We start from the raw sequence: 11,247 nt of genomic DNA, 5'->3' as shown, positions 1-11,247 counted from the left end.
GGGTGGTGGTTGGGTGTCAGACTGACATCATGCCTGAATCGGCAGGCCGATCAGGCGTTCGAGCTCGGCGTGCTCCAGGCCGTCGACCTTGTCGATCAGCTTGAGGCCGTCTGGGGTGCATTCCAGCGTGGCCAGGTCGGAGTAGATGCGCTTGACGCAGCCGATGCCGGTCAGCGGGTAGCCGCAGGCCTGGACGACCTTGCTTTCGCCCTTCTTGGTCAGCAGGTCCATCATGACCCAGGTCTGCTTGGCGCCGACGGCCAGGTCCATCGCGCCGCCGACGGCGGGGATGGCGCCTGCCTCGCCGGTGCTCCAGTTGGCCAGGTCGCCGGTGGCCGAGACCTGGAAGGCGCCCAGCACACTGATGTCGAGATGACCGCCGCGCATCATGGCAAAGCTGTCGGCATGGTGAAAGAAGCTGCCGCCCGGCAGCAGCGTCACGGGCTGCTTGCCGGCGTTGATCAGGTCGTAGTCCTCGGCGCCGGCGGCCGGTGCCGCGCCCATGCCCAGGATGCCGTTCTCGCTGTGCAGCACGACTTCCATGCCTTCGGGCAGGTAGTTGGCCACCAGGGTGGGCTGGCCGATGCCGAGGTTGACGTAGGCGCCGTCGAAGATGTCCAGGGCGACGCGCTGGGCCAGTTCCTGCTTGCTGCGCTTGGTGTAGTTGCTCATTGTTCTAGTCTCCGATTCAGGCTTGCTTGAAACCGCCGGCCTGGGTGGCCACGCGCTCGATCTTCACGATCTGGGACACGAAGATGCCCGGGGTCACGATGTTCTCGGGGTCCATCTGGCCCAGCTCGACGATCTCGTGCACGGTCGCGATGGTGCGCTTGGCGGCGGTGGCCATGACCGGCCCGAAGTTGCGCGCGGCCATGCGGTAGACCAGGTTGCCCCAGCGGTCGCCGGCCTCGGCCTTGATCAGCGCGACGTCACCGTGGATCGGGTACTCGAGCACGTAGTCCTTGCCGTTGATGTGGCGGGTTTCCTTCGGCGTGCCGTCGGCGTGCTTGGCCAGCTCGGTGCCGAAGCCGGTCGGGGTGAAGAAGGCACCGACGCCGGCGCCCGCGGCGCGCAGGCGCTCGGCCAGGTTGCCCTGGGGCACCAGTTCGAGCTCGATCTTGCCGGCGCGGTACAGCTCGTCGAAGACCCAGGAGTCAGCCTGACGCGGGAAGCTGCAGATGATCTTGCGCACGCGGCCGGTCTTGAGCAGCGCGGCCAGTCCGGTGTCGGCGTTGCCGGCGTTGTTGTTGACCACGGTCAGGTCGCGCGCGCCCTGCTCGATCAGGCCGTCGATCAGTTCGTTGGGGATGCCGGCGGTGCCGAAGCCGCCGACCAGCACGGTCGCGCCGTCCTGGATGCCCGACATGGCCTCGGCGACCGAGGCGGAAATCTTGTTGATCACTGGAATGCTCCTGTTGTGTGTCCCGCTGGCGCGGGTCTTGTACCGATAAATTTGTTCTACATAAGAACAAGTGTTCGTATAATGAATTCTAGAACTTTTTTTTGATCATGGCAAATATCGCAACAAGATCTGACGCGGCCCCGCAACCGGGCGACAGCTATGTGCAGTCCTTCGCCCGTGGATTGCAGGTGATCCGGACCTTCAGCGCCGCCACGCCCGAGCAGACGCTCAGCGAGGTGGCGGCGCGCGGCGGGCTGACCCGCGCGGGCGCCAGGCGCATCCTGCTGACGCTGCAGACGCTGGGCTATGTGCACAGCGATGGCAAGCTGTTCCGGCTCACGCCGCGCATCCTCGACCTGGGCTTCGCCTACCTGTCGTCGATGCCGATCTGGAACATCGCCGAGCCGGTCATGGAGCGCCTGGCTGACCAGACCGGCGAGTCCTGCTCGGCGGCGGTGCTCGACGGCCACGAGATCGTCTACGTGATGCGGGTGCACACGCACAAGATCCTGTCGCTCAACCTCGGCGTCGGCTCGCGCCTGCCGGCCTACTGCACCTCGATGGGCCGCCTGCTGCTGGCGGGCCTGCCCGATGCCGAGGCCGAGAGCCGGCTGCGCGCGAGCGAGCTCAAGGCCCGCACCCGCCACACGCTGACCGGCCCCGACGCGCTGATGCGCGAGATCCGGCGCGCGCGCGAGCAGGGCTGGTGCCTGGTGGACCAGGAGCTGGAGGAGGGCCTGATCTCGATGGCGGCGCCGGTCTTCAGCGCTGCGGGCGAGATCGTCGCGGCACTCAATATCTCGGGCCAGGCCAATCGCACCGACCCCGCCGCCATGCAGCGCGAGATGCTGCCGGCGCTGCGCGAGGCGGCGCAGACCATCTCGCGTCTGCTGCGCGCGCGCGGGACGCGCTGAGCGCACCATCACGACGGTTGCAAGAGCGCTCCCTGTGTCGACATCTTGAGTTGACATCCTCCCCGCCCTAAAGGACGGGGATTCCTCCTGCGAGACGGCCATGCCCGGCCGCGAGAATGTTCCTGGCCGCGTTCACGTCCCGGTCGTGGACCGTGGCGCAGGCGCTGCAGGCCCATTCTCTTATTCGCAAACCAGCCCTACCTTTCGGACTGCTGGGGGGAATGATCCCGCAGCACGAGCAAGTCTGGGTTGAATAGGCTTCGTTGACTACCTCGAAGACGATACCGGCCTGATGGCTCTTGTACTCCAACATCGTCTTCAACATGGTCCAGCCCGCGTCGAGCGTGGATTGCCTTGACGCGCCGTTTCTTTCTCGCCCGCTGGGCGGTGGCGAGCTTGTACTCCTGCGCCCTGAACCAGCGACCTTCGAGTCTCTGTCCGTCCGAGGTGGTGGCGCAGTCCTTGAGCCCGAGGTCGATGCCGACGCAGGCGGTCGGGCCGGGCAGGCGCGGACCGACGAGTTCCGGGATCTCGACGGCGACATTCAAGTACCAGCGGCCCCGGCTGTCCTCGCTGAACGAGCCGCTGCGGAGTTCGTGGTCCGCCAGACCGTAGCTGTCCCACAGACTGAAATGCTGGCCGGCGAACTGGATCTGGCCGGCCTTGTAGCGGGCGTGACCGATCTTGAACGGAATCCAGCCCAGCGAGTATTTCGATGATTTAGGGTTCGACACCCGCCAGTGCAAGCGTGAGCGTTTGAACTGCTTGCGCCGAGTGGCGTATTCCGCACAGACCACCTGCACGGTGCCACTGCCGACCGAGATGCCCTCACACTGGCTGAAGCCGGCCGTGAGCTTTTGCAGGTCGTAGCCCGAGAGGTAGCGCGGCTGGCCCGAGAAAGGGCGTGCGGCCCGGGCGGAGATTTCGTTGATGTGGTTCCAGACCTGATTGACCTCGCGCGCCATCTGACGCAGCACGCGGGCGTGCTTGTCCTTCAGGCGCAGCCGGAGGGTCTTGGTCGTGTTCACGGCGAATATCATAGGGCATGGAACCGCGCAGCGGACCACGGGCCGTGCCGGCCTGATCGCTCGAACCTCGGGCTGAACCCCGAGGCTTGCCGCTCAGTTCTGGTCAGCCATCTGGTTGAACACCTGGGTTGCCAAGTCCAGACCTGTCATCTGAATCCGTAGCGTTTCGACCGCCGCCGTCATGTCATGCACCATCGAGGCGTTTTGCTGCGTCACGCGCTCCATCTGCATGATGGCGGTGCTCACCTGCGCCACCCCACCACTCTGCTCATCGGTCGCGATGCTGATATCGCGGATGATCTGCGTCACGCGCCGGATACCGCCAACCACCTCGGTCATGGTCGCACCCGCCCGTTTGGCCTGCTCGGCCCCCCGCCCCACGCGCCCAACGCTGTCGGTGATCAATGCCTTGATTTCCTTGGCCGCCTCCGCGCTGCGTGCTGCCAATACACGCACCTCGCTGGCGACAACCGAGAAGCTCCTGCCCTGTTCGCCCGCCCGTGCCGCTTCCACTGCGGCATTGAGCGCAAGGATATTGGTCTGAAACGCTATCCCGTCGATCAGACCGATGATGTCAGCGATTCGCCGGGAACTTTCGTTGATCCCCTGCATGGTCTCCACCACCTGAGCCACCGCATCGCCGCCGCGAGTCGCGACTTCACTGACTGTATGCGCCAGTTCGGTTGCCTGTCTGGTGTTGTCCGCGTTATGGCGCACGGCCGATGACAGTTCCTCCATCGATGCGCCCGTTTGTTCAAGCGCACTGGCCTGGCTCTCGGTACGAAGCGAAAGATCAGCGCTCGCCAGCGCAATCGCCGTCCCGCTGCTGCCGACAGCTTCCGAACGGAGCGTCACGTCCTTGATCAGCGACTGCAGATTGAGATTGGCCTGATGGACGTTGCGCATCAGCATGCCGATCTCGTCGACACGGTTCAAGCCCTCGGCTCTGCAGGGCTGTCCACATGCCGCACGCCTGGCCTCCTCCAGGATCTTGCCCAGCGGCAGGGCGATCTGACGCTCAAGCCAGAAGCACCCCGTCAAACCGCCCAGGACCATTGCCAAGCCTCCGTCAAGGGAAAACCTTCCCGCCGCCAATGACACCCCGAGCGCCGCTATCATCAGGGCGCCTCCCATCGCAAGGCGTATGCGCCAGCGTACCGGCATCATCTGCCTCCAGGACAGCCATCCCAGCAACCCGCGTCGCACCACCAACCCCTTGTGGAACGCCAACTGGCCAGTACGGCCCTCGCTCACCTTCCGGTACAGCGCTTCAGCCGCTTCCACCTCTGCCCTCGTCGGCTTGACCCTGACCGAGGTGTAACCCGTTATCGTGCCGTCCTGTCCTATGGGCGTCGCGTTCGCGCGCACCCAATAATGGTCCCCGTTCTTGCGCCGGTTCTTCACCACCCCGACCCACGACTCCCCACTCGCGATCGTGCGCCACATGTCCGCGAACGCCTGCGGTGGCATGTCCGGATGGCGCACCAGATTGTGCGGCTGGCCGGCAAGCTCCGCGTGCTCGAATCCGCTCGCCGCAACAAAGTCCGGATTCACGTAAACGATGTGGCTCTCCGGGTCCGTGATCGACATGATGAGCGTGTCATCGGCAAGCGGATACTCGCGCTGTGTCACCGGTTGATTATTCTTCATGCCAAACTTCCTACAACTATTGAAATATTTATTTAAAAAAATTTGAATATGTAAATCGATAGTTTTTGACCAAACCAGCACAAGGGGACTGCATTTACTCCTGGAGCTGCAACCCGGGCAGAGACGCTCGGTAGCTGGCGTTACTCAGCCGTTGCATGCCTCATGTCCTTACCCTAGGCAAGAAAAAACGCCAGCCCGCAATCAAGCGGAGCCGGCGTTTCGGTTTTCATCGAACCCGGAACCAGTTCCGGGCGCTTCGATTACTTGTTCAGGGCCTTGGCCATGCGGGTGCGCGGGTCGGTGTCGTCAGAGGCGACAGCCTTCTGCATCTTGAAGTCGAAGCGGGCGCGCTCGCAAGGAGCGGTGATGCCCAGCGACTCGTAGCCAGCGGGGTTGACGTCGTGCTCGATGTCCAGCACCAGGCCGTCGCGGGTGGCGAAGGCGAAGTCGTCGTCGATGAAGGTGTCACCCGGGATGTTGACCTGGGTGGTCAGGGTGCGATTGCCCGGCTTGACCACGTGGAAGTGGATGTGAGCCGGACGGTTGCCGTGGCGACCCAGGGCGGTGAACAGCTCGCGGACCGGACCGTTCGGCGGGATTTCGTAGCCCGGAGCGATGGTGGTGCGGAAGCGGTACTGGCCTTGCTCGTTGGCGACGATCTTGCGGCGCAGTTCGTGCTCCTTCATGCCCGGGAAGAAATGCGAGTAGCCGCCCACTTCGTTGCAATGCCAGGCGTCGATCACGGCGTTCGGGACCGGCTTGCCTTCGAAGTCGAACACGGTGCCTTCGACGACCATGACCTTGCCCTTGCCGCGCAGGGTGGAGTCATCGTCGAGCTGGGCTTCGTAGTTGGACTGCGGAGCGCCCGGAACGAACAGCGGGCCTTCGATGGCGCGCGGGGTGCCGGCGGCGAGACCAGCGGCTTCGTCGGCCTCGTCCATCATGATGTCGAGCAGGCGGTCGAAGCCCAGGCCGGCGGTGATCAGGCCGATCTGGCCCAGGGCGCCCAGACGGGCCAGCCAGTCGGTGGCCGCCCAGAACTCATCGGGGGTGACCTTGAATTCGTCGATGGTCTTGAACAGGTCGGCGGTGATGCGACCGACGATGGCGCGCACGCGCTCGTCGCCTTCAGCGATCTTGACGGTGTTGACGAGCTCGAGCAGGCTTTCTTTGGTGTATTCGTTCTTGGTCATGGTTATCTCCTGATGGTTGGGGCGTCACAAGACGGTGGGGCTTCAGGCAATCGCTTTTGCTGTTGCTTCGGTCGATTGGTCTGCGGAATCAATTCTGGGTCAGGACGAGGGCGAAATCAAAGACTGTTTCAGACTTGATCTATACCCAAAAAGCATGATGATCGTCGTCTGGCTTGCAATCTTCAGCGGCTTAGGGTTAACCCTTATGGCTAAAGCCCGGAAACATCACGGAGGACGCATTCGGATCAAGACCTCAAAGGCATGGGCTTGTCCGGGCATGAGCAGCCAGCGGGCGCTGGCCTGTGCACCATCTGCCCAGGCTGGAAAGCGATACGCCGGCCGGGATTGCTCCGGGCCGGCGTATTGCCTGCTGCCTGTTTGGCGAACGGCTCAGTCGGATCGGATGCCGCGCTCGGTGATCAGCTTGCCCCAGCGCGCGCTTTCGCGCGCCAGATGGCTGGCGAGTTGCTCCGGGCTGGAGCCGACGGCTTCGACGCCCATGCTTTCGAAGCGCGCCGCCACGTCGGGCTGCTTCATGGCGTCGCGCAGGGCACGGTTGAGCTTGTCGATGACCGGCTTGGGCGTGCCGGCAGGGGCAAACACCGCGAACCAGGGCGACAGCTCGTAGCCCGCCACGCCAGCTTCGGCCATGGTGGGCACGTTGGGCAGCGCCGGGGAGCGCTTGGCCGTCGTCACCGCCAGCGCGCGCAGCTTGCCCGACTGCAGGTGCGACCGCGCCGAGGTGATGCTGTCGAACATGTAGTTGACCTGTCCGCCGAGCAGGTCGGCCACCGCCGGACCGCTGCCCTTGTAGGGGACATGCAGCATGTCGGTGCCGGTCAGCGAGGTGAACAGCTCGCCCGCGAGGTGGATCGAGGTGCCGTTGCCGGCCGAGGCATAGCTCAGCTGGCCGGGCGCCTTGCGTGCTGCAGTCACCAGGTCGGCGACGGTCTTGACGTTGGGCTGGGTGGCGTTGGTGACCAGCACGTTGGGCACCACGGCCAGCAGGCTGACCGGGGCGAAGTCCTTGACCGGGTCGTAGCTCAGCTTGCCGTAGAGCGGCTTGTTGGTCGCCATGCCGATCGAGGTGATCATGATGGTGTGGCCATCGGCTGGCGCCTTGGCCACCAGGTCGGCGCCGATATTGCCACCGGCGCCGGCCTTGTTCTCGATCACGAAGGACTGGCCCAGCGCCTTGCCGGCCTTGTCACCCAGCGCGCGGGCGATCGCATCCATGGCGCCGCCGGGCGGAAAGGGTACGACCCAGCGCACCGGCTTGGTCGGCCAGTCGCTGGCGGCGGGGGCCTGCGCCCAGGCATTGACACCGAGCACGAGGCTGGCGGCGAGCAGGATGCGGTTCCATTTCATGTGCTTGCTCTCCGGCGCGGGATCAGGCGATCGCCGACGGATGCTTGGCCAGCGGCGTGACCTGGATCTTCATGAACGGGAACAGCGGCAGCTGCGACAGCAGGGTGTGCAGTTCGTCGTTGCTCTCGACGTCGAACAGGCTGTAGTTGGCGTATTCGCCGACCACGCGCCACAGGTTCTTCCAGCGGCCGTCGCGTTGCAGCTCCTGGGAGTAGGCCTTTTCGCGGGCCTTGATCTCGTTGGCCTGTTCGACCGGCAGGTCGTTGGGGATATTCACATCCATGCGAACCAGATACAGCATCGTTTTTTCCTTGTTTGAAATGGGGGGGATCAGGCGGCGACCTTCTGGCCCAGGTCGATGTGGGTGGCGGTCAGGCCGGCGCGGGCGCGGTCGAAGCGATCGAGCTTGGCCGGATCGATCTCGACGCCGATGCCGGGGCCGTCGGGCAGTTGCAGCTCGAAGTCGACGATCGGCATCAGCTCGGTCACGATGTCGTCGACCAGCAGCTGCGGGCCGAACAGCTCACAGCCGTGGTGCTTGTTGCCCAGGGTCGAGAACACATGGGCCGAGGCGGCGCTGCCGATCGAGGTTTCGAGCATGGTGCCGCCGTACCAGGCGATGTCGGCGGCCTCGGCGACCGCGGCGACTTCCTTGGTGCGCAGCAGGCCGCCGTGCTTGGCGACCTTGAGCGAGAACACCTGGCTGGCCTGGGCACGCGCGAGCATCATCGCGTCCTGCGGGCTGCAGACGGTCTCGTCGGCCATGATGCTGGCGCGGTGGCCCAGCGTCTCGCTCAGGGTCTTGAGCGCCTCGACGTTCCACTTGGCCACCGGCTGCTCGATCAGCGTGACGCCGGCATCGATCATCTGCGGCAGGAAGCGGCGCGCGGTGCTGCCGTCCCAGGCCTGGTTGACGTCGACCGTCAGCGTGGCCTTGCCTTGCAGGCCGCGCGCGATCTGCGACACATGGGCCACGTCCTGCTCGGGGGTGCGGGCACCGATCTTCATCTTGAAGATGCGGTGACGCTTCTGCTCCAGGCGCAGCTGGGCTTCCTCCAGGTCCTTGTTGACGTCGCCGCTGGCCAGGGTCCAGGCCAGCGGCAGGCTCTTGATGCGCTTGCCGCCGAGCAGCTGGTAGGCCGGCAGGCCGAGCGTGCGCGAATAGGCGTCGATCAGTGCCATCTCGACCGCGCTCTTGGCGAAGTAGTTGCCCTTGCAGAAGGCGTCCATGCGCGCCAGCGCGCCACCGAAGCTGGCGCCGTCCAGGCCGATCAGCGCCGGTGCCAGGTAGCCGTCGATCGCGTGCTTGATCGACTCGGGCGACTCCTCGTTCCAGGACGGGCCGCCGATGGTGGCGGCCTCGCCGAAGCCGCAGGCGCCGTTGGCCAGCCAGAGCTGGACGATCACCGGGCTCTGGCGGCTGATGGCGCCGAACGACAGCTTGTGCGGGCGGATGGTGGGGATGTCGAGGATGCGCGCTTCGATGCGCTCGATGGGGTAGCGGGCGGTCATGTCAGAGGTCTTGTCGGTAGGTGGTTCAAGAATCTCCGAAGCGTAAGTCGAGTGACTGCTGTGGACAAATGATTTATTTCCATGAAATCATTCGATACCATCGAACGATATTCGGAAGATATCAATCCTGGCATGGAAATAAGACAACTTCGCTACTTCCTCGACATCGCCGACACCGAGCACCTGACGCAGTCGGCGCAGAACCTGTTCGTGACGCAGAGCACCCTCTCGCACGGGCTGCGCCAGCTGGAGCAGGAGCTCGGCGTCGCGCTGTTCGACCGCCTGGGGCGCGGGCTCAAGCTGTCGCAGGCGGGGGCGGAGTTCCGCGTCTATGCGCGCCGCGCGCTGCAGGAGATCGAGGCCGGGCGCATGGCGCTGGCCGACCTCGGCGGGCTGCAGTCGGGCCAGCTCAAGGTCGGCGCCTTCCCGACTTTCCTCAACACCGTGGTGCCGGCGACGGTGGCGGCCTTCAGCCGCGCCTATCCCAAGGTCAAGGTCGAGGTGCAGGACCTGCGCGCGGGCGCGATCGAGCAGCAGCTGCTCGATGGCGAGCTCGACCTCGGCATCGCCTTTCACCCGGCGCAGAGCGACGATATCGAGGCCGAGGTGCTGTTCGACGAGCGCCTGCTGCTGGTCGTCGGGCCGCGGCACCCGCTGGCCGGTCGCGCCGGGCTGGAGCTGGCCGGGCTTGCCGGCGTGCCGCTGGCGCTGTTGCCGCGCAATTTCGCGACCCGGCGCCTGATCGACGACCGGCTGCGCCAGGCCGGCGTGGCGCCGCTGGTGCGGGTCGAGCTGGATTCGGTCGAGTCGCTGCTGGGCGTCTGCCGTTACGGCGACCTGGCCAGCATCGTGCCCGAGCGCGCGGCACGCCAGGCCCCCGACCTCCACGCGATCGCGTTGAGTGGACCCGAGATCTTGCGCCACGCCGGCATCCTGTGGCGGCGCGGCGCCTCGCGCAGCGCGGCGGCGCGCGAGTTCGCGGCGCTGCTGCGCGCGACGCCGCTGGATTGAGCAATATCGGTGGCGATTTCCTTGCCTGCTCGGAATGTTGATCAATAATCCAAGTCAAATTCCGGCACGGGTTCAAGGCATGAACAAGAAACAACTCTCCGAAAGCGACATCTGCGACAAGTTCATCCGGCCCGCGATGGTGGCGGCCGGCTGGAACGGCATGGATCAGTTGTACCGCGAGTTCCCGCTGCGTGCCGGTTGCGTGGTGGTGCGCGGCCACAAGGCCCAGCGCGACAAGTCCACCGTGCTGCGCGCCGACTATGCGCTGTTCCACAAGCCCGACATCCCGCTGGCGGTGCTGGAAGCCAAGGACAACAAACACGCTGTTGGAGCAGGCATGTGGCAGGCCATCAACTACGCCGAGCTGCTCGACGTGCCCTTTGCCTTCACCAGCAACGGCGACGGCTTCGTCTTCCGCGATGCCACGCTGGCCGATGGCGTGCTGGAGCGCAACCTGGCGCTGGACGAGTTTCCCTCGCCGCAAGAGCTGTGGCAGCGCTACTGCGCCTGGAAAGGCTGGACCGACGAGGTGCAGCGTGTGGCGGCGTTCGACTACTCGCCCAGCAAGACCCCGCGCTACTACCAGCTCAACGCCATCAACCGCACCGTGGAGGCGATTGCCAGCGGCCAGAACCGCGCGCTGCTGGTCATGGCCACCGGCACCGGCAAGACCTACACCGCCTTCCAGATCATCTGGCGCCTCTGGAAAAGCAAGACCAAGAAGCGCATCCTGTACCTGGCGGACCGCAACATCCTGATTGACCAGACCATGGTCAACTTCCCGTTCGTTCGGCGAACCGGCCAGCAAATTGACCGCATCATCAAGCCTCTGTACCTGGCACAGGACGATCCGACCCGCATCCATGACTCATGGCGGTCAGTGGGTGGACAAGGTGAAGCGACTGCGCAAGCGCTGCGCATTGCCTTCGCATGTGCTGTTCCCGATTGCCCCCCCTTGGAAGGGTCAAAGGCGTATCCTGCCTATCAGGAAATCCGTGACGATCTCCTGAGTGCGGGCGTTGAGGTTGTCCTGGCGAATGACGAAGCCAGCGTCGTCGCGTTTGCTGGCGCAATTGATCGAGATGCGCGTCAAACCCCGTCCTTCAGGGCGGGGAAGGAAAGCGCGGACGCCGCAGGTGTCCTTGGGGCCGTCAGTGCTGCATCTGCTG

At 65.0% G+C, this 11,247-nt stretch carries 11 protein-coding genes and 1 pseudogene; 3 read left to right on the top strand and 9 right to left on the bottom strand.

The features are described from left to right. Nucleotides 1-27: 27 nt before the first annotated feature. Entirely contained in the window at nucleotides 28-672 is a 645-nt protein-coding gene (locus PHR85_RS07390; protein WP_300052449.1) for a 3-oxoacid CoA-transferase subunit B, read from the bottom strand. 16 nt (nucleotides 673-688) lie between these two features. Then, the gene (locus tag PHR85_RS07385; protein WP_300052446.1) at nucleotides 689-1,402 is read right to left on the bottom strand and encodes a 3-oxoacid CoA-transferase subunit A; all 714 of its coding nucleotides are present in this window, start codon (nucleotides 1,400-1,402) and stop codon (nucleotides 689-691) included. Between the two features lie 107 nt (nucleotides 1,403-1,509). On the opposite strand from PHR85_RS07385, the gene PHR85_RS07380 reads away from it, so the two are divergent. Then, nucleotides 1,510-2,316 (top strand): IclR family transcriptional regulator, encoded by an 807-nt coding sequence (locus PHR85_RS07380; RefSeq protein WP_300052443.1) that lies wholly within the window; start codon nucleotides 1,510-1,512, stop codon nucleotides 2,314-2,316. Between the two features lie 67 nt (nucleotides 2,317-2,383). Here the strand turns inward: PHR85_RS07380 and PHR85_RS07375 are convergent, their stop codons facing one another. The 7 genes from PHR85_RS07375 to PHR85_RS07345 all read right to left on the bottom strand — a co-directional run bounded on the left by PHR85_RS07375 (nucleotide 2,384) and on the right by PHR85_RS07345 (nucleotide 9,067). Beyond that, a complete protein-coding gene (locus PHR85_RS07375; protein ID WP_300052440.1) occupies nucleotides 2,384-2,629 on the bottom strand; it encodes a transposase in 246 nt (81 codons plus the stop codon). After that, on the bottom strand, nucleotides 2,514-3,344 hold the full coding sequence (locus tag PHR85_RS07370) for a transposase (protein WP_300052437.1): 831 nt from the start codon (nucleotides 3,342-3,344) through the stop codon (nucleotides 2,514-2,516). Before PHR85_RS07370 ends, PHR85_RS07375 begins: the two co-directional genes overlap by 116 nt. A 93-nt stretch (nucleotides 3,345-3,437) precedes the next feature. Next, nucleotides 3,438-4,994 (bottom strand): PAS domain-containing methyl-accepting chemotaxis protein, encoded by a 1,557-nt coding sequence (locus PHR85_RS07365; protein WP_300052435.1) that lies wholly within the window; start codon nucleotides 4,992-4,994, stop codon nucleotides 3,438-3,440. Nucleotides 4,995-5,254: 260 nt separating this feature from the next. Beyond that, nucleotides 5,255-6,187 (bottom strand): dioxygenase, encoded by a 933-nt coding sequence (locus PHR85_RS07360; protein ID WP_300052432.1) that lies wholly within the window; start codon nucleotides 6,185-6,187, stop codon nucleotides 5,255-5,257. Nucleotides 6,188-6,577: 390 nt separating this feature from the next. Beyond that, entirely contained in the window at nucleotides 6,578-7,555 is a 978-nt protein-coding gene (locus PHR85_RS07355) for a tripartite tricarboxylate transporter substrate binding protein (protein ID WP_300052430.1), read from the bottom strand. 22 nt (nucleotides 7,556-7,577) lie between these two features. Next, complete coding sequence (gene catC, locus PHR85_RS07350) at nucleotides 7,578-7,856, bottom strand: muconolactone Delta-isomerase (RefSeq protein WP_300052426.1); 279 nt, start codon at nucleotides 7,854-7,856, stop codon at nucleotides 7,578-7,580. Nucleotides 7,857-7,885: 29 nt separating this feature from the next. Continuing rightward, the gene (locus PHR85_RS07345; protein WP_300052423.1) at nucleotides 7,886-9,067 is read right to left on the bottom strand and encodes a muconate/chloromuconate family cycloisomerase; all 1,182 of its coding nucleotides are present in this window, start codon (nucleotides 9,065-9,067) and stop codon (nucleotides 7,886-7,888) included. Between the two features lie 132 nt (nucleotides 9,068-9,199). Here PHR85_RS07345 and cynR point away from each other — a divergent pair, with 132 nt between their 5' ends. Together cynR and PHR85_RS07335 are read left to right on the top strand one after the other, a co-directional pair. Next, nucleotides 9,200-10,078, top strand: a complete 879-nt coding sequence (cynR, locus tag PHR85_RS07340) for a transcriptional regulator CynR (RefSeq protein WP_300052420.1) — start codon at nucleotides 9,200-9,202, stop codon at nucleotides 10,076-10,078. A 79-nt stretch (nucleotides 10,079-10,157) separates the two neighbouring features. After that, nucleotides 10,158-10,856 (top strand): annotated as a pseudogene (locus PHR85_RS07335) (DEAD/DEAH box helicase family protein); the annotation flags it as partial. Between the last annotated feature and the right edge of the window lie 391 nt (nucleotides 10,857-11,247).

It is taken from the genome of Malikia sp. (assembly GCF_028687635.1).
GTDB lineage: Bacteria > Pseudomonadota > Gammaproteobacteria > Burkholderiales > Burkholderiaceae_C > Malikia.
Note: the sequence above shows the minus strand (reverse complement) of the source record. Positions and strands in the feature narration are given on the sequence as shown.

Excerpts from the sequence above, each read along its gene's own strand:
- PHR85_RS07345 (WP_300052423.1), bottom strand. The coding sequence starts at position 9,067 with ATGACCGCCCGCTACCCCATCGAGCGCATCGAAGCGCGCATCCTCGAC.
- PHR85_RS07360 (WP_300052432.1), bottom strand. The coding sequence starts at position 6,187 with ATGACCAAGAACGAATACACCAAAGAAAGCCTGCTCGAGCTCGTCAAC.
- PHR85_RS07390 (WP_300052449.1), bottom strand. The coding sequence starts at position 672 with ATGAGCAACTACACCAAGCGCAGCAAGCAGGAACTGGCCCAGCGCGTC.
- catC (WP_300052426.1), bottom strand. The coding sequence starts at position 7,856 with ATGCTGTATCTGGTTCGCATGGATGTGAATATCCCCAACGACCTGCCG.
- cynR (WP_300052420.1), top strand. The coding sequence starts at position 9,200 with ATGGAAATAAGACAACTTCGCTACTTCCTCGACATCGCCGACACCGAG.
- PHR85_RS07355 (WP_300052430.1), bottom strand. The coding sequence starts at position 7,555 with ATGAAATGGAACCGCATCCTGCTCGCCGCCAGCCTCGTGCTCGGTGTC.
- PHR85_RS07380 (WP_300052443.1), top strand. The coding sequence starts at position 1,510 with ATGGCAAATATCGCAACAAGATCTGACGCGGCCCCGCAACCGGGCGAC.
- PHR85_RS07365 (WP_300052435.1), bottom strand. The coding sequence starts at position 4,994 with ATGAAGAATAATCAACCGGTGACACAGCGCGAGTATCCGCTTGCCGAT.
- PHR85_RS07375 (WP_300052440.1), bottom strand. The coding sequence starts at position 2,629 with ATGTTGGAGTACAAGAGCCATCAGGCCGGTATCGTCTTCGAGGTAGTC.